Annotated in this window: 14 protein-coding genes; 11 read left to right on the forward strand and 3 right to left on the reverse strand. The window is 44.9% G+C overall.

What is annotated here, in order from left to right; all coding sequences use genetic code 11:
• Positions 1 to 313: 313 nt before the first annotated feature.
• The 4 genes from VNM22_17375 (at position 314) to VNM22_17390 (ending at position 6,195) form a co-directional block, all read left to right on the forward strand.
• The gene (locus VNM22_17375) at positions 314 to 1,285 is read left to right on the forward strand and encodes a kelch repeat-containing protein (protein ID HWP48930.1); all 972 of its coding nucleotides are present in this window, start codon (positions 314 to 316) and stop codon (positions 1,283 to 1,285) included.
• A 179-nt stretch (positions 1,286 to 1,464) separates the two neighbouring features.
• On the forward strand, positions 1,465 to 3,729 hold the full coding sequence (locus VNM22_17380) for a DNA translocase FtsK (GenBank protein HWP48931.1): 2,265 nt from the start codon (positions 1,465 to 1,467) through the stop codon (positions 3,727 to 3,729).
• Between the two features lie 19 nt (positions 3,730 to 3,748).
• A complete protein-coding gene (locus VNM22_17385; GenBank protein HWP48932.1) occupies positions 3,749 to 5,752 on the forward strand; it encodes an ATP-dependent DNA helicase in 2,004 nt (667 codons plus the stop codon).
• A 104-nt stretch (positions 5,753 to 5,856) separates the two neighbouring features.
• Positions 5,857 to 6,195: a hypothetical protein gene (locus tag VNM22_17390; protein ID HWP48933.1), complete on the forward strand. Its 339-nt coding sequence runs from the start codon at positions 5,857 to 5,859 to the stop codon at positions 6,193 to 6,195.
• 52 nt (positions 6,196 to 6,247) lie between these two features.
• Here VNM22_17390 and VNM22_17395 read toward each other — a convergent pair whose 3' ends face one another.
• Positions 6,248 to 7,606 carry an aspartate aminotransferase family protein gene (locus VNM22_17395; GenBank protein HWP48934.1) on the reverse strand — a complete coding sequence of 453 codons (1,359 nt, stop codon included), beginning with the start codon at positions 7,604 to 7,606 and terminating at the stop codon, positions 6,248 to 6,250.
• A gap of 242 nt (positions 7,607 to 7,848) precedes the next feature.
• Between VNM22_17395 and VNM22_17400 the strand changes: the two genes are divergently transcribed.
• Positions 7,849 to 9,120, forward strand: a complete 1,272-nt coding sequence (locus VNM22_17400; protein ID HWP48935.1) for a sodium:proton antiporter — start codon at positions 7,849 to 7,851, stop codon at positions 9,118 to 9,120.
• Between the two features lie 139 nt (positions 9,121 to 9,259).
• Here VNM22_17400 and VNM22_17405 read toward each other — a convergent pair whose 3' ends face one another.
• Together VNM22_17405 and VNM22_17410 are read right to left on the reverse strand one after the other, a co-directional pair.
• Positions 9,260 to 9,679: a VOC family protein gene (locus VNM22_17405; protein HWP48936.1), complete on the reverse strand. Its 420-nt coding sequence runs from the start codon at positions 9,677 to 9,679 to the stop codon at positions 9,260 to 9,262.
• 106 nt (positions 9,680 to 9,785) lie between these two features.
• On the reverse strand, positions 9,786 to 11,627 hold the full coding sequence (locus VNM22_17410; protein ID HWP48937.1) for a hypothetical protein: 1,842 nt from the start codon (positions 11,625 to 11,627) through the stop codon (positions 9,786 to 9,788).
• A gap of 500 nt (positions 11,628 to 12,127) precedes the next feature.
• On the opposite strand from VNM22_17410, the gene VNM22_17415 reads away from it, so the two are divergent.
• The 6 genes from VNM22_17415 to rnc all read left to right on the forward strand — a co-directional run bounded on the left by VNM22_17415 (position 12,128) and on the right by rnc (position 17,465).
• Complete coding sequence (locus VNM22_17415; protein ID HWP48938.1) at positions 12,128 to 12,874, forward strand: NRDE family protein; 747 nt, start codon at positions 12,128 to 12,130, stop codon at positions 12,872 to 12,874.
• Between the two features lie 127 nt (positions 12,875 to 13,001).
• The gene (gene fabD / locus VNM22_17420) at positions 13,002 to 14,039 is read left to right on the forward strand and encodes an ACP S-malonyltransferase (protein HWP48939.1); all 1,038 of its coding nucleotides are present in this window, start codon (positions 13,002 to 13,004) and stop codon (positions 14,037 to 14,039) included.
• Positions 14,040 to 14,093: 54 nt separating this feature from the next.
• Positions 14,094 to 14,858, forward strand: coding sequence for a 3-oxoacyl-[acyl-carrier-protein] reductase (gene fabG / locus VNM22_17425; GenBank protein HWP48940.1), 765 nt, complete (start codon positions 14,094 to 14,096; stop codon positions 14,856 to 14,858).
• A gap of 47 nt (positions 14,859 to 14,905) precedes the next feature.
• Complete coding sequence (locus tag VNM22_17430) at positions 14,906 to 15,139, forward strand: acyl carrier protein (GenBank protein ID HWP48941.1); 234 nt, start codon at positions 14,906 to 14,908, stop codon at positions 15,137 to 15,139.
• A gap of 230 nt (positions 15,140 to 15,369) precedes the next feature.
• Positions 15,370 to 16,611 carry a beta-ketoacyl-ACP synthase II gene (gene fabF, locus VNM22_17435; GenBank protein HWP48942.1) on the forward strand — a complete coding sequence of 414 codons (1,242 nt, stop codon included), beginning with the start codon at positions 15,370 to 15,372 and terminating at the stop codon, positions 16,609 to 16,611.
• Between the two features lie 74 nt (positions 16,612 to 16,685).
• On the forward strand, positions 16,686 to 17,465 hold the full coding sequence (rnc, locus tag VNM22_17440; GenBank protein ID HWP48943.1) for a ribonuclease III: 780 nt from the start codon (positions 16,686 to 16,688) through the stop codon (positions 17,463 to 17,465).
• The last annotated feature ends 708 nt before the right edge of the window (positions 17,466 to 18,173 follow it).

Consider the following 18,173-nt stretch of genomic DNA (forward strand, 5'->3'; position numbering starts at 1 on the left):
AGGAATAGCGGGTTGAGATTTTTATTCCCGAATCATCCATTGACCTTAACCCTTGAAATAAGAACTGTTTCCCGGACAGTTTCTTAAAGGTATATGAAAGAAAAATACCCTTCCGCCCCCCCCCCTTGAGGGTTGTGGTGTTAAGTTAAAAACTAAGAAGTAAATTTTTAGCCCTGTTGAACCGATTCCTGGGAGGAAGCTTTGAGAATTTTTAGAATTTTATAACTATAAACAGGCGGTCTCTACAGGATTTTAGCCTTTAACTTACTATCATGATCCTTGAGGGGTGGGGGATGGAGGTTTAGATAGAGAATTGATTTACCTACAGAAAAAACAGAGAATTGGAAAAGTTATAATTTATTACCTTTTACCTCTTACCCTTTGCCTTCTGCTTTTTGCCTTTTTGTTGACAGCCGCTGGAGAAGGAAGGTGGGAGAAAAAGGCTCCCCTTTTAACCCCTCGAACAGAAGTAGCGGCAGTGGCTATAAATGGAAAAATTTATGTGATTGGAGGACTTAGTTCGAGAGGTACTACGGGAGTTGTAGAAGTTTACGATCCGGCTACAGATAAATGGCAGCGGAAAACCCCCTTGCCGGTACCCTTACACCATGTCGGAATTGGAGTAGTTCTGGGAAAACTTTATGTAGTTGGTGGATTTAAAGAAGATTGGAAACCCGTTAACACCAACTGGATGTATGACCCAAGCCTGGATAGATGGGAAGCCAAGGCTCCCATGCCAACGGCCCGTGGAGCCTTAAGTGTAGGAGTAATAGCCGATAAACTCCATGCGGTAGGGGGAGTTGGAAGTGAGGGAGATTTAGCCACCCATGAGGTCTATGATCCTTCAAAAGACGCCTGGGAATCCAGGAAACCCATGCCCACAGCCCGGGATCATCTGGCGGTAGGTGTAGTTAAAAATAAGCTATATGCCATTGGAGGAAGGGTCGCAGGTTATGCCCACAATATCTCTACCAACGAGGAATACGATCCTGTCACAGATACCTGGTCTACTAAAGCTCCTCTCCCCACGGCCCGAAGTGGAATTGCCGGGGCTGTTTTAAATGATAAAATTTATGTGTTCGGCGGAGAAGCCCCTTCCGGAACCTTTAACCAGAATGAAGCTTATGATCCTCTGAAAGACCAATGGACCTCGTTAGCTCCCATGCCAACTCCTCGACACGGTTTGGGTGCGGTTGTTGTGAATGGGCAAATCTATGTTCTTGGAGGGGGAACCCGACCCGGTGCTTATGTCAGTGATCTGAATGAGGTTTTCAGACCAGAATAAATAGAGCTGCCGACTAAAGAAAACCTCATTTCCTTTGAGGAACCGGACATAATCTTTGAAAAGGTCGTTAAATTTATTTACTTTCTCGAGATGAAACTTTCTTGACAAGCGGAAAAGTTTGTATAAAATTTGCCTTTAGGGGTAAAAAAATCAAGCAGAGGGGGAAATAGGACTTATTCATGGCCAAGAACAACTCAAAAGGTAAAACCAAGATAACCAAATTATCTGTGAAATCTCCTGGGGATAACCGTCATGAGATCCAGGGCGTCTTCTTCCTGGCATTGGCTATATTTTTACTTATCAGCCTCGTCTCCTATCATTCCATGGATTCTTCTGGTAACACGGGTAGTTCTGGAGATATTCAGAATTTCGGAGGTTCTATTGGAGCCCAACTCTCCGATTGGCTTCTCCAGTTTTTTGGCTATGGGGCTTTTCTGATCCCACTGATGCTGACTTACCGGGGGGTTCTTAAATTTAAGCCAACTCCCGAGAATACGGGTACCTCTAATCTGCTGGGATCTCTTCTGTTACTGATCTGTTTTTGTTCTTTTCTGTCCCTTCTCAATTTAGACCATCCCGATTCAAACAGGGGATTTCTCATGGGAGGAGTTTTCGGTCAGTTGGCTTCTCAAATTTTTTTGCCATTTTTTAGTACCCTGGGCACACTCATCCTGGTCCTGACAGGTCTATCGGTGGCCATCGTTCTGGTATTTCCGGCCTCCTTACTGGATGCCTTGATAAAATCAGGCACACGACTTATGGGGTATTCAGTAACCGCGGTGGAATCCCCTCCACCCCAGGAAATTAATATCCTGGATTTGAAATCATCTGAGGTAAAGCCTAGGAAAAAAGAACCGAAAAAGACGTCCCTGGTTAAAAGAGGAATTCAAAAATTATCTGAAACCTTATCGGGAAAAAGCAAGGAAGTGGAACCTGACTATGTACGCTCGAATCATGGTTATCAGTATCCTCCGCTCAGTATCTTGGAATCACAACCTCAATCCCTTCAACCGGAGTTGAGACGGGATCTGGTTCATAACTCACGGGTATTAGAAGAGAAACTTTGGAATTTTGGTGTGGAAGGTCAGGTTACCCGGGTCAGTCCCGGACCGGTTATCACCCGTTATGAATTTCAACCGGCCTCAGGGGTAAAAATTAACAAGATCGTTAATCTGGCAGACGATCTGGCTTTGGCCCTGAAAGCTATGTCGGTACGTATCGTTGCTCCCATTCCGGGAAAAGACGTGGTTGGGATAGAAGTTCCCAATGCGAAACGCGAGATAGTTTATTTGAAGGATATCCTGACTTCCAAAGAGTTTCGGGAAAGCAAATCCAAATTGACCCTGGCTTTAGGGAAGGATACGGCCGGGGTTCCTTATGTGGCCGATCTTGCCAAGATGCCACATCTTCTCATAGCCGGGGCAACGGGATCCGGAAAAAGTGTTTGTTTAAACGCCCTCATCTGTAGTCTGCTTTTTAATGCCTCACCCCAGGAGATCCGATTTATTCTGATAGATCCTAAAATGCTTGAATTGGGCGTTTATGATGATATTCCTCATTTACTTACTCCCGTGGTAACGAATCCTAAAAAAGCGGCCAGTGCTCTAAACTGGGCCACTTTAGAGATGGAACGTCGTTACCGGGTGTTGGCCAAAAAAGGAGTTCGAAATATTGATCAATATAACCAGGCCATAGATGAGGTAGAGGTTACAGGTCGACCTCCTTTACTCTTTGGACGAGATAAGGAAAGAGGGGAAGAAAGACTTCCCTATCTGGTCATTGTGATCGATGAACTTGCCGACTTGATGATTACTTCGGCAGCTGAAGTCGAAGGACCTATTACCCGACTGGCCCAAATGGCTCGGGCGGTTGGAATTCATCTGATCCTGGCAACCCAGAGACCCTCGGTAGATGTTATTACCGGAGTTATTAAGGCCAACTTCCCGGCCCGGATCTCCTTCCGGGTTTCCTCCAAGGTAGATTCCCGAACAATCCTGGATACCAATGGAGCCGAGAAACTCTTGGGAGATGGAGACATGTTATTTTTGCTCCCGGGCACCTCCCGGATTAAGCGAATCCATGGATCCTACGTGTCGGAGAAGGAAATTAAAAAACTAACTACTTTCCTCAAAACCCAAGGAACCCCCCGGTACGATAATTCCATACTTACCCAAAAGCCCCAAGGTGAGACCGAAGAAATCACCGATGATATCTATGAAAAAGCGGTCAGACTGGTGGTCACCAGTGGAATTGCCTCCATTTCTATGCTTCAACGGAAGCTTAAAGTCGGCCACAGTCGTGCTTCTCGACTGATAGATATGATGGAAGCCGATGGGATCGTGGGGCCCTTCGAAGGAAGTAAACCCCGTGCTATTTTGATGACCCCAGAACAGTTAATAGCCCGGTTTGGGGAAGATAAGAGCAGTCATGACAGCGAGTACTGAATACCGAGGGATTGAGATAATGGATTCTGATCACTCTGTATTCCGTACCCGGTACTTATTGAGTAAATCCCCTTTAACCCTTAAAGCTATCTTTGGCGAAGACGGCCTTTTGGCCAGATCTCTGCCCTATTATGAATACCGCCCTGGGCAAATTGAAATGAGTGAGGTGATTGCAGAAGGTCTCCGGCAGGGTCGTCACGTCATTGTGGAGGCCGGAACCGGAGTCGGTAAAACACTGGCCTATCTGATCCCGGCCATTCTCAGTGGAAAGAAGGTGGTGATCTCTACCGGAACCAAGAATCTCCAGGAACAACTTTACTTGAAGGATATTCCTTTTTTAGAAAAGCACCTTCCCGTTAAATTCAAAGCAACCTACATGAAGGGACGGAATAACTACCTCTGTCTCCGGCGGTTTAATCAATTTCGGCAGCAAGGGTTACTGTTTCAAGAAGATATGAAGCAATTCCAGGAAATCATCCGCTGGGCCCATCGTACCCAAACCGGAGACCGGGCTGAATTAGCCGACCTTCCAGATAACTCTCCCCTCTGGCGAGAGATCGCTTCAACCACGGAAACCTGCCTGGGTTCCAAGTGTGAGTATTTTGCCACCAAGTCCTTTACTGCCCGGGTTAAACGAGCAGCCGGGATGGCAGATATTATCATTGTAAATCACCATCTGTTCTTTGCAGACCTGGCCCTTAAAGCGGCCGGACGGGGGGAAGCTATTCCCCCTTATGATGCGGTGATTTTTGACGAAGCCCATCAGCTAGAAGATATCGCAACCAGCTACTTTAGCGTACAGCTCAGTAATTATGGCGTCGAAGAGTTGATCAGGGATATAGCCAGGGAACTTAACCTGGCCGAAGTGGAGGAGCCTGAAATCAGCAAAACCCTAGATGCTTTACAGAAAAGGTCTGAACAGTTTTTTACCCCCTTTGTGCCCGTTCACATTCTATCTCAAAAACCCGCTTTCTCCGAAACCTCTGGCTTTTCCCTGCGTATCGACCATAAATATAGATTAAGTCCAAAGATCCTGCCGGAGCCTTCGAGAAAGATCCTGCCGGATCTTCTCAATACCCTGACACTTCTCGAATCTCTCTTGAAAGGATTAAAAAAGCCAACGGAAGGCCTCCGGAATCAGGCAGATCGAACGGCTATCATGAAAAGCAACCTGGCCTTCATCATGGGTTTAAACGAACCCGGTTACGTTTACTGGTGCGATATTCGAGGTAGATGGATCGGCCTGGGGGCTTCGCCCATTGATATCTCCGCCGATATGCGCCAGAATGTTTTTCGCAATATCGAAACGGTCATTCTCACCTCGGCTACCCTCTCCACAGGGGGAAGTTTTCAATTCTTGAAGGATCGTTTGGGCCTGGAAGATGCCCTTGAACGTATCGTTCCTTCTCCCTTTGACTATGAAAAGCAGGCTATTTTCTATATTCCTCCTCATATGCCGGACCCACGAGAACCTCGATTTATCGATGCAGCTGCCCGAGAGATTGCCAATATCGTTAACAAAACCCGAGGCCGGGCCTTCGTCTTATTTACCAGTTATAAAAATTTGGAAGAGGTTTATACCCGGCTCAAACCGGTCTTAAAATTCCCCCTGCTCAAGCAAGGAGAAGCTAGCAAATCGGCCCTCCTTGAACGTTTTAAAACCAGCGGTCAGGCGGTACTTTTCGCAACCAGTAGTTTCTGGCAAGGAATCGATGTCCAGGGAGAAGCGTTGAGTTGTGTAATCATCGATAAACTCCCCTTTGCAGCCCCTTCAGAACCCCTGGTCGAAGCCCGTATCGATCAACTTAAAGAACAGGGGCGAGATCCCTTCCATGAATATCAGATCCCTTCGGCCATTATCACCCTCAAACAAGGCCTGGGTCGCCTTATCCGGAGTAAAAAAGATACGGGAGTCCTGTCGATTCTGGATACCCGAATTCTGACAAAGTCTTACGGTAGAATATTCCTGCAAAGCCTGCCTAAATGCCGAATTACGAGAAATCTGGAGAACTTTTGTTTATAAAAATAAATGGGGTTTACAGGAAGGACGGCATCATCGGTTACTTCATTTTGGATGCGCCACTACACCCGACCCGGGCATAGGGGCCCACCGCACACTTCAATCTTTTGGATGATGAGACCTTTTTTTACTTTTCACAACGTAACCCTCCGGTCTGGTCCAAATCAGGTAAATGGCTGGCCTTTGTCCACAATGGGGATAGCTGGATAGCCCGCCGCGGCAATAAGCTGGATGAGGAGGTCTGGGGAAGAAAAGGACGCTGGGAGGGGGATGGGCAAGGGGATGAATCTAAAGATTATCTGCTAATCAAAGATGGCGAGGATCCTTGCTTCTCCCCAGATGGAAATTTCGTTGCTTATCCTCACGCTGGAAACATTCTCAGGGCCTCCATCCATGGTGAAATTAAAGCTCAACTTATTAAAAACGCTGAACAACCGGCATGGTAAAGAAATCCCGGATCCAGAGCTTCCTTCCTTTTGGGGGGTCTGGAGTTTCCGATTATAACTCCTCCTCCATATCTGAAATTCCTTTATCTACAGCATCCACGATTTGCTCTATCTGCTCTCTTTGGATGATCAGGGGAGGAGAGAAGGAAATAATATCTCCGGGTAAGGGTCGTAAGATTACCCCATGATCCATAATTTTTTGAGCAGTTCGTAAGGCCACAAAGTGATCGAATGGAAAGGGTTCTCGCGTTGTTTTATCCTTGACCAACTCGACCCGGGCGAGGAGTCCGAGTCCATTGACATCTCCCACTATTCTGTGTTTTTCCAGAGACCTAAGCCCTTCCAGTAAGTAAGCTCCCATCTTTCGGGAATTTTCTACCAGATTCTCCTTCTCCAAAATGGCCAGATTGGCAACTCCGGCAGCGCAGGCAACGGGATGACCGCTGTAAGTAAAGCCATGTTTGAGATCCTTTCCTTCCTTCAACTCACCCAAGAAGGTCCCATAAATTTCATCGGAGACCAGGGTAGCCCCCAGGGGAATGTAACCACTGTTAATACCCTTGGCAACGACCAAGATGTCCGGTTGAATGGGACCATGGCGAACGGCAAACATTTCTCCGGTTCGCCCGAATCCGGTAATGACCTCATCGGCAATGAAGAGAATTTCGTTTTTGCGGCAGATTTCTTGAATCCTTGGCAAATATTCCTTGGGCGGAATGATCACACCTCCGGCTCCCATGACCGGTTCGGCAATAAAGGCAGCTACCGTATCCTTTCCTTCGAAATCGATCATCTGCTGCAACGTATCTGCACAGGCAACCCCACAGCCAGGATAGGTCATTTTTAACTCACATCGGTAGCAGTAAGGCGGTGAGATATGGCGAAACCCGGGGACTAAAGGCTCAAACATCTTCCGATAGGCGGTTACGCCGTTGGCGCTGAGTCCTCCTAGAGAAACCCCATGGTAGGCCTTACGACGAGCGATGATTTTGTATTTTCCAGCCTTTCCCTGAAGTCTCCAATACTGGCGTGCTATTTTAAGGGCAGTTTCGACAGCCTCAGAACCCCCGTTGGTAAAAAAGACCTTTCCCATTCTCTCAGGCCGTGTCATCTCAATAAGCTTCCTGGCAAGGGCTGTAGACGGTTGGTTGCCGAACCCCCCAAAGTGGGAGAAATATTCCAGCTTCTGAAGCTGCTCGATGATAGCCTGGATGACCTCCACCCTTCGATGGCCGATATTGACGTTCCAAAGACCTCCTTGACCATCGATATAAGTTCTTCCTTTGTCATCCTTGACATAAACCCCTTCTCCCTCCACAATAACAATGGGATCTCGAGTATCCAGATCCTTCATCTGAGTGAAAGGATACCACTTATAGTTCACTTCATCAGCATATCGGTCGTTTCTCATAAAGAAAACGGATGGGATTAAACAAGATCGCCAGAATAAAAATTAAGGTCTTGTAAATCTTATAAATCCCATCGATTTTTATAAAAGATTTTTATAAAGAGATAACCTCCTGAGTAGGAATTTATTACGAAAATAAAAGGAAAAGCATAAACCAGATTAACAGGATTTACGAAATTGACAAGACAAAAGAACATAAAAATCCCGTAAATCCTTGCAAGTCTGATTTATGATTATCTTTCTAAATGGATGTAATTCATTCAATGGATGTTCCGCCGCTTATTAGCGTACTTCCCTTTATCCTTCTTCTACTGGCCATTGCCTTTTTACCCTTAATAAAGGGATATTGGTGGGAGAGTCATAAAAATAAGGCCCAGGTTATTGGAATTTTTAGTTTGCCTATCCTTCTTTACCTTCTCTTTAAAGATCCCTTTCAACTGGTCCATGCCTTCGAAGAATATATCGCTTTTATTCTCCTTCTAGGATCTCTATACACCATATCCGGTGGAATTGCACTGGTTGGTGAAATTATACCGACCCCCGCTGCGACGACCCTGCTTTTGGGATTGGGGATGGTCCTGGCCAATCTCATCGGAACCACCGGGGCTTCCATGCTGCTGATCCGTCCATTGTTAAAAATAATGACCACCCGAAAGACCGTTCACCACACGGTTATTTTTTTTATATTTTTAGTAAGTAATATCGGAGGTTGTTTAACCCCTTTGGGGGATCCACCCCTATTTTTAGGATACCTCAATGGAGTTCCTTTTACCTGGACTTTTAAACTCTGGAAACCCTGGTTATTATTGGGAAGCGGGCTTCTGACTCTACATTTTGTACTGGATTATCTGATCTGGAAAAAAGAAAATCCTTTCAACATGTCCCGGATCCTGGAAGGCAATTGGAAATCCCCTGGGGTCAAGCTTCACCTGGAAGGGAAAATTAACTTTGTATTTTTATTCGGAGTGGTCCTGAGTGTTGCTTTTTTAGGCAGTCCTTATCGAGAGATTTTTATGATCGGGATGGGAATTTTATCCATACTGGCTACTCCGGATGAACTCCGTGCCCGAAATAGTTTTACTTATGATCCCATTTATGAAGTAGCCATTCTCTTCCTGGGAATTTTTATCACCATGCAACCGGCGCTTCTGATCCTGAGGACCCAGGGTCAGACCCTTGGGATTACAGAGCCCTGGCAGTTTTTCTGGATAAGCGGGACCCTTTCCTCTTTTCTCGATAATGCTCCAACGTACCTGACCTTTTTTAATCTGGCCAAGAGTTTGGGGACCTCTGGCTCTATACCAGGTATACCCGAGGAGAGAATTTTAGAAGCTATCTCCCTGGGTTCTGTCTTTATGGGGGCTAATACTTACATCGGTAACGGACCCAATTTTATGGTTAAATCGGTTGCCGAAGCAACCGGGGTTAAAATGCCGACCTTTTTTGGTTACATGCTCTGGTCTATGGGGATTCTCATCCCGAGTTTTTTAATTACCAGTTACCTATTTTTTGATTAAGTGTCCGCTATCCGGGATAAGGTTACCGTCCTACTTTGATAAGGTTACCGTCCTACTTTCCATTGCTATTGGGAATTACTCCAATCACCCTTTCCGATCAAAAAACTGTTGTCCGGTGAACAACGGACAACAGCTAAATTTATCGATCATATACCCCCAACTCTACCAGGTGCCCATCCGGGTCCCAGCAGAACAGTTGTCGAAGACCCAGTTTTGCATTACGGCCTTCTCGAAAAGGAACCCCCTCGCTTTCCAGGATCTTCTTAGTTTCTTCATAATTTTCAATTATAAAAGCGATATGATGGTCATCCCGCATATAGGGTTCAGTTTCCTGCTGGGAACCTTCAACGATAGTTTTAGCTGTGTGGATGGAATTGGAGCCGGGTTTTGGCAAGATAAGATGAAGTTGATAGGGTCCAAAACCGTACCAGGCTCCCGGAAAGTCGAAATCAGGTCTGGCAATTTCTTTAAGTCCCAGGATTCTCCCGTAAAAATCTTTGGACCTTTCTAAGTTTGTAATGGTAATGGATACATGGCTAAAATCTACGATTTTAATCATAGGGGATGCTCCTTTGATATAACAAAACCATGAACTATGAACGATGAACACACCGAACAAGCTAAGAGGGTTCAGGGTGCTTTGTCAAGGGTTAAGTGTTCTTTGTTTAAACAAAGCGAGCTACCATTCGATAGATTAACCAGACCATTAAGAACAGGATAAAAAACACCAGGGTCCAGAAAAGGAGAGGAAACAGCATAGAGTGAAGTCCTAGAGTCCGGCCTATTGCATGTAGAAAATCATTTATCAGGGAAGGATGGGTCAGGAAGAGAGCCGCTACCGCACCCCACAGCCCGTATTTGAGAACTTTCTGCAGGTAGAAGTTCAGCGTGCCTGGGGGAAGAGATTTTAGAGCCGCCAGGCCGATTTTCCCCTGTCGGGCCAGATGGAGTCCCTGGTCTCCATACCGGGCTAAATACGGAATAACTTCATCTCCATTCTGTCGGGCCAATTGAATGGCCTCATCTCCATAACGCTCGACGGCTTTTACTGCATCCTCACCGTACTTTGCCACGTATTTAAGAAAATCCTCCCCGTAACGGATCGTATGGGGTACGATACTGTCTCCATAAAGTTCACTCAGTTGAACCACCTCTTTTCCGTAGGTCTTGACAGCCTGAAATCCCGTGTCTCCATACTTAACCACCAGGGGAATAGTGGCATCCCCATGCCGAGCGGCCAGTTTAACCAGATCATCTCCATATCGGTTTACTACCTTAACCGCCTCATCCCCATATTTCGCACTGTACCTGACCATATCTTCTCCATAACCCTTTGAAAGGGTTAAAACCTCTTCTCCCGTTGCACCCTTGAGAGCCTGAAGACCTTCATCCCCATATTTAGCTACGAAAGGTATGGCCTCTTCTCCATACTTAGCTATAAGAGCAGCCTCCTCGGAAGAAAGTTTTACAAGTCCTTTAACCCCTTTGGAAGTTTTGGTCAATCTGAGTCCTTTTCCCACCATAGCCACCCGAGCCCCTTCGGAGAAAAGGGCTCCCACCGGAAGAATTCCTACGATATCTAAAGCTACTGCCAGCCGGTCCCAATTGGTAACAGGCTCTCCTCGCGTCTTCTTGCGCTCATACTGCTTGACCCCACCTGTAAAGAAGTTTCCAACGGCATTACTTCCGGTTGCTATATATTGTCGAACAACCCGACCATCCTCCAAGATCTCAAATCTATCCAGATAGTTATTCCCGAGTTCATCGATATTATCCAAAGCTTCTTCCGCCTTATTATCCGGTAAGTAATAATACAGAATGGGGATGACCTGGTGATAACCATACCGTTTCAAGACCTGTTGGAATTTCTCCTGGGTACCGAAACGGTGAAAGATGGTCTGGGCTTTTTCTCCATACTTATTGAGAGCGGCAACGGTATCCTCTCCAAAACGAGCTACCAGATCAAGGAACTGATCATCATAGTAGTTTTTAACAAACTCTAAACCATACCGGCGAACAACGGGAAGGACAATATCTCCCTTTTCCTTGACAAGTTGAAGTAAATCCGGGCCGTAGGCTTGGAATAAAAAGTAATTTTCCGGATCTTCTATCACATAAGATATCCCTTCCTTCCCAAACTTCTTATAAAAATCAGCGAGGGCAGAAGGATGAAGGAGGGTGGTAAGGTTATCAAATCGCTCACCAAAGGTGGTATAGAGGGTATAAAGGGCTTCTTTATCCAGGAAAGCCATGGATCTGGAAAGACGATCCCCATACTTTTCTAAGAGGAACAAGCCATCGACAGAGTAATCTTTTAAAAACTCCAAGCCCGGTTTTCCATACTTTCTTGAAATTTTTTCTGCATTATTTCCAAAAGTTTTGAAAACCTGGGGATATTCCCGATGAAGATAAGGGGGTTGCGCCTGGATGGGAAAAATATAAAATGTATTGAGAGTTCCCAGGATAAAGGAGATGAGAAGAAATGGGGTTAAAACTTTCCTGATCATACTCTTAGCTTACAACCAGTTCGTTCGCCTGTCAAAGGGTATGCAATGAATTTACTTAAATACTCTAAACTTGACTTTTTAATGCAAACACTATAAACCTTTCTTAGGAAAGTTGAAGATTCTAAGAAGAGGGATAGTCCTGTTTTCCAGGCGAAGCTCAGCCTAATAAAAAGGTCCTACGAGATGGTAGTTCTGCTTACCCTAGATGAGCTCAAGGCGAATGGAGACAATCACCGCGATATGTCTATTCGGTAGAGAAAGATACAGATTTCTTTAGTAAAGAAGGAAGCGATTTATTAAAATTGTTGCTATTTTTATGAGGTAGAAAATGAAATAGGAAAAATGTACCACCTTGCCGCGAATAGATAAAAGCCTGGGATTATGGCCTGATTCATGCAATAGATCGTTGGGAAGGGTTATTTTAATACGGAGTCTGGACTTCCAGGATCGTCTTGTTGGTGACCTCAGGCCCTAGGAGAAGTTCTAAGAAAGTGAGAGAGATGTGTACGTTGATCATCCTTTATAAATTAATGAAAGATTATCCCATCTTAGTTGCAGCCAACCGGGATGAACATTATACTCGAAGATCGGTACCTCCCGGTATCCTGAGCCGGGCACCTCTCATTTGGGGTGGAAGGGATAAAGAAGCGGGGGGGACCTGGTTAGGTTTCAATGAGAAGGGTCTTTTGGTTGGAATTACCAACCGTTCTAGCCAAATTCCGCCGGATCGCTCCAGGCGATCCCGAGGACTTTTATGTTTGGATGCCTTATCGTTCTCGACCGCGTCGGAAGTTCAAAGATTCTTAGAGCGAGAGGGTCCAGACCGGTATAATCCCTTCAACTTATTTTATGCAGATTCTTCAAAGGCTTACATTTCCCATTATGAAAACGGAATAAGGACTGTTGCTTTGGAGGCAGGTATTTATATTTTGACTAACCAGGGGGATGTGAACGATTTTTCTCTGCAACGCATTCGAATCATAGCAGATTCTTTACAGAGGTTATCTTATCAGGATATTTTTGAGGTTATGGGTTTGTTAAAAAAACTTTGTGGGAAGCATTCTTCTCCTGGAGAGACCTGGTCAAAAGCCATTTGTGTCCATGGGAATGGCTATGGAACGGTTTCCTCGAGCATTATCGGTTTAGGCGATGGAAAAAATCCGAATTTATATTTCCATGCAGAAGGAAAACCCTGTGTGGTTCCTTACCAAAACTATTCCTCTCTTTTATTGGGCATTGGGGGTTGAAAAGCTACTGTTCTCTCCTTAAAGGGTTAAATTTTTGATCTTGACATTTATAGGTAGGTTATGCTTATTTTGTAAGCGGGAAAAAGACATTCATACGCCATATATTATTAAACCAGCCACAAACATCATGACATCTAATCAGAATAAACAAGAGAAGAAGGTTGCCTGGGTATTTCCCGGTCAGGGTTCCCAATATGTAGGCATGGGTAAGGAACTCCGGGATTCTTATCGCGTAGCGCAGGAGGTATTTGAGCAGGCCAATGAAGCCATGGGTTTTGATCTGGCTAAAGTATGTTTTGAGGGACCTGAAGAAAAATTGAGGTTGACAGCTTATACACAACCTGCTATTTTAACGGTAAGTATTGCAGCATTGAAAGTCCTTCGAGATCAAATACCTCAAGTTAAACCTATAGCGGTAGCTGGGCATAGTTTAGGGGAGTATACAGCGTTAGTTAGTGCAGGAGCTATAGAGTTTCAAGACGCTGTCCGCATTGTTCATAAAAGAGGCCAGTTCATGCAGGAAGCCGTTCCAAATGGAGTTGGTGCCATGGCCGCTATTTTGGGTATGGAACGGTTAAAACTTCAGGAGATTTGTGAACAAGTTGCCGCTAAAGGTCAGGTAGTAGCCCCGGCTAATTTGAATTCTCCAGAACAGATCGTTATTGCAGGTCATACGGAAGCGGTAGCCGAGGTTACAGAGTTGGCCAAACAAGCAGGGGCTAAAAAAGTTATCCCCCTATCTGTCAGTGCTCCTTTTCATTGCAGCCTCATGCAACCCGCAGCAAGTCGACTTGCCGAAGAATTAGACAAAATTACCTTTCGTGATTTGGAAATTCCTTTAGTAACCAACGTGGATGGGACGTTTATTCGAACTGCCCGGGAGGTTAAACCCACTTTATTGAGGCAAGTGACCGCTCCTGTCTGTTGGGAAGATGATATTCATCAGATTTTAAAGATTGGGTGGTCACAGAAAACTACTTCTTCATCGGGTTCAGGAGAGGATTTGAATCGGTCTGAGGACTCTACACCGCTTATTTTTGTTGAAATAGGTCCTGGAAAGGTCTTATCTGGATTAATCCGTAGAATTGATAAAAATGCTATTACTTTAAATGTTGAAGATCTGAAGAGTTTGGAGAAAACAGTACAGGCTTTATCAGGCAATTAACAAAGAACAATTCAACCTGGAGATAATTAGTCGGTAGGAATTGTTCTTTGTTAATTGTTTCCTGTTGGAATCAATGTGGAGTTAGAGGGTAAAGTTAGCCTTGTGACAGGTGGGAGTCGTGGAATCGGGCGGGAAATAGCTCTGGTGTTAGCAGAAGCCGGGTCGGAGGTTATCGTTATTTACCGGAATCAGGCAGAGAAAGCCTCTGAAGTGGTAAAACTTATTGAAAAAATGGGGAGGAAAGCGCAGGCTATTCAAACAGATGTCAGTCAGTCGGAGGAAATCCACGCTTTAGTAGAGCGGGTTACCGACGAGAAGGGGCGTATTGACATTTTGGTTAATAATGCCGGTATGAGTCGAGATACCCTTCTACCCAGGATGAAAGAAGAGGATTGGAATCAGGTTCTGAATGTCAATCTGACAGGGGTTTTCAATTGTACCAAAGCCGTTTCTAAAGTTATGCTGAAGCAAAGGAGCGGGCGAATTGTTAATATGACCTCTATTGTTGGGGTAATAGGTAATCCAGGTCAAGCGGCCTATGCTGCTGCCAAAGCAGGCATCATTGGATTTACAAAAACCATTGCCAAGGAATTAGCTTCCCGGGGAATTACGGTGAATGCTGTAGCGCCTGGTTTTATAGAAACCGATATGACGCTGGAACTTTCAGATAAAACGAAAAGTTATTTCCTGTCCCAGATTCCGCTTCAACGTTTTGGAACTCCCCGAGATGTGGCAGAGGTTGTCAGGTTTTTAGTTTCTGATAAAGCCAGTTATATAACAGGTCAGGTTATTCACGTAAACGGAGGAATGTATATGTAGTAAGGACGGGTCTATGACCTGCTCCTTACTATAAAAGGAGGTAATCTATGGCAGCCATTGAAGATCGTGTCAAAGAGATTATAGTTGAACAATTAGGAGTAGATGCCGAAGAAGTTACTCCAGAAGCATCTTTTATTGAGGATTTGGGAGCGGATTCACTGGATACAGTAGAGCTGGTCATGGCCTTTGAAGAGGAGTTTAATATCGAAATTCCCGATGAGGAAGCCGAGAAAATTTTGACCGTTAAAGATGCTGTGGAGTACATCAAAAGAAATACATGATCGGTAAAAGATGAAGAGGAAGGAAGGAGAATAGGAGAGTGGAAGAACAGGGTCATAGTTCTTTGCGCTCTTCCCCTCTTCCATTTTTCTATCTTCTGGATTTATCTCTTGCCATCCGGTTTTTGTCTTAAAAAAGAGATCCATGTAACTCTTAGAAAGGAGAGGACCAACTCAAACTTTGCACCACAAACCTAAAGAGTTTTGCAGAGTTTGAGAACCCGAGTTAAATCTTGAAGAGAAGAGTTGTAGTTACAGGATTAGGGGCTGTAACTCCTATTGGAAATAATGTTCAAGAGTTTTGGAAGGGACTCTGCGAAGGGAAGTCTGGAATTGGCTTAATCACTCGTTTCGATACAACCGATTATCCGACTAAAATTGCAGGAGAGGTAAAAGGTTTTGATCCACTTGATTATATTGATAAAAAAGAAGTGAAGAAAATGGATATATTTATCCATTATGCCCTGGCGGCGAGTGAAATGGCCATTAAAGATTCCGGGCTTAAATTGGATACCCTGGATAAGGAGCGGGCAGGAGTTCTGATCGGATCTGGAATTGGGGGGCTTCCTTCCATGGAAGAACAACATCAAATACTTTTAGAAAAAGGTCATCGACGGATCTCTCCCTTTTTTATCCCTATGCACATTATTAATCTGGCCGCAGGACATGTATCCATGCGTTTTGGATTCCAGGGTCCCAACTCAGCAGTGGTTACGGCTTGTGCAGCCGGAACCCATGCCATTGGAGATGCCTTTAAGCTCATCCAGCGAGGAGATGCCGATGTGATGATCGCAGGTGGTACTGAATCGGTTATTACGCCTTTGGCCATTGGCGGATTTAGCTCCATGAAAGCGCTTTCCCGGAGAAACGAGGAGCCTCAAAAAGCAAGTCGTCCTTTTGATCTGGACCGGGATGGATTTGTGGTAGGGGAAGGATGTGGATTGCTGGTTTTGGAATCTCTGGAACACGCCATGAAGCGAGATGCCCACATTAGGGCAGAAATCATCGGATATGGTCTAACTTCCGATGCCCATCATATTACCATGCCTGCTCCCAATGGAGAAGGAGCTGCTCGATGTATGAAAATGGCCTTGAGAGATGCTCAGATTGCACCTGAGGAGGTAGATTACATTAATGCCCATGGGACTTCAACACCACCCAATGATAAATTTGAAACAATGGCCATTAAGACCGTTTTTGGAGAACATGCTTACCGATTAGCTATCAGTTCAACTAAGTCCATGATCGGACATCTTCTTGGAGCTGCGGGCGGAGTTGAAGCCGTAGCGACAGCGCTCACCGTTCAAATGGATATTATTCATCCAACCATTAACTATGAAACACCGGATCCAGAATGTGATCTAGATTATGTACCCAATAAAGCCCGCTTTCAAGAAGTCAATATTGCGTTATCCAACTCCTTTGGATTTGGTGGAACCAACGCCTGTATTTTACTTAAAAAATTTCGGCAGTAATCCCGGATTGCAGGCTTCTCTATAGCCCTCCCGACTTATAAGGGAGGGAATTATAGAGGTCTGCAATCTTCAAAATGCCCAATTACGAAGCACTTCAGGAGCAATTAGAATATCCCTTTAATAATCTCCAACTCCTCCTACAAGCTCTTACACACAGTTCTTATGTCAATGAGGTCGATTATGTTGAAGCCGAAGATAATGAAAAGCTGGAATTTTTAGGGGATGCTCTGTTAGGATTTGTGATTAGCGATCTCCTCTATACCCGTTATCCTCATTTCCGTGAAGGAGACCTGGCTAAATTAAAATCTTATGTAGTAAGCGAACAATTCCTTGCCGAACTTGCGAAGGAACTATCCCTAGGAGATTATTTACTCCTTGGAAAGGGTGAAAAATCCAGTGGGGGTCGAGAGAAAAATTCCCTCTTAGCTAACAGTTTCGAAGCTCTTATTGCCGCCGTCTATCTGGATGGAGGATTAGAAAAAGCCTGCGAATTTATCTACAATCGCTTCAGTGATAAAATTCAAAAGCTCGTTAAAGAACATCAAATTCTGGATCATAAGTCCCTCCTCCAGGAATACACACAAATGGTTTTTAATTGTGTTCCGGTTTATCACCTGATCAGTAAATCGGGACCCGATCACGATAAGACCTTCGAAGTACAGCTTTCCATAAATGACCAGGTTTATAGCATCGGTCGAGGTAAGAGTAAAAAAGAAGCTGAACAAATGGCCGCCAAGCAAACCCTTATGAAGCTGAAGGTAGAGAGTAATGGCCTGAATATTTACCCTACCCTCGAAAAAGAAACGTCTGCTGAAAAAGAAACCCAAGAGCTTAAGGAGACCTGTCCCCAATGATGGGAGAACGGAAAAATAGGAAAACAGGTAAGTAAAACCCATTTTCCTATTCTTCCGTTTAATCAATTTTACCTGTCCGCTACTCAGAGTCTCCATAAAACCAGGGTGACGATGGTCCTCGGTTGGAAGGTTGATCCAATAGGTATAGCTATCGGTCCAGAAATACTATCGACCTGGAGCAAGAGGACATAAGCATCAGGATAAGGATATTAGCTCAGGCATGGAGATCTGTGAAGGGCGACTTGTTGCCATGGGCTTGAAAAAATTCTGAATTTCTGAATCCTCCAACCTCCGTCGGCAACTACTAACTGTCGACTCCAGACGAGGCTTTCAGCTCATCCCCTGACGTGTATAGGGCAGAAGGAAGGAACAGGAAATTATCTGATCGGAAGCCCTTACCATATCTTTGCACTCCTGCGAGGGCTTCCTCTGATTTTATAGTTTAAGTAGAGATACCTCAGGCCTAGTTAAGTTGACAGGGTTACTTTACGTATAATCTGAAAGGTAGGTGATGGAGTAATACCCATAGGTTATAAACTTCCATTTCCAGTTCTACTATGGATAGTTAGGATAACTCGTTAATATCGGTGTAAATCTCCACACCTAACTCTCGGGCCAACTCTTGAGTACCAGCCTCCACATGGGGCGCAATAATCAACTTGCGGTCCACCTGCCGGCCCGTCTTCCGCATGTAAAAAGCTACCTTCT

It is taken from the genome of Candidatus Limnocylindrales bacterium (assembly GCA_035559535.1).
Taxonomy (GTDB): domain Bacteria; phylum Moduliflexota; class Moduliflexia; order Moduliflexales; family JAUQPW01; genus JAUQPW01.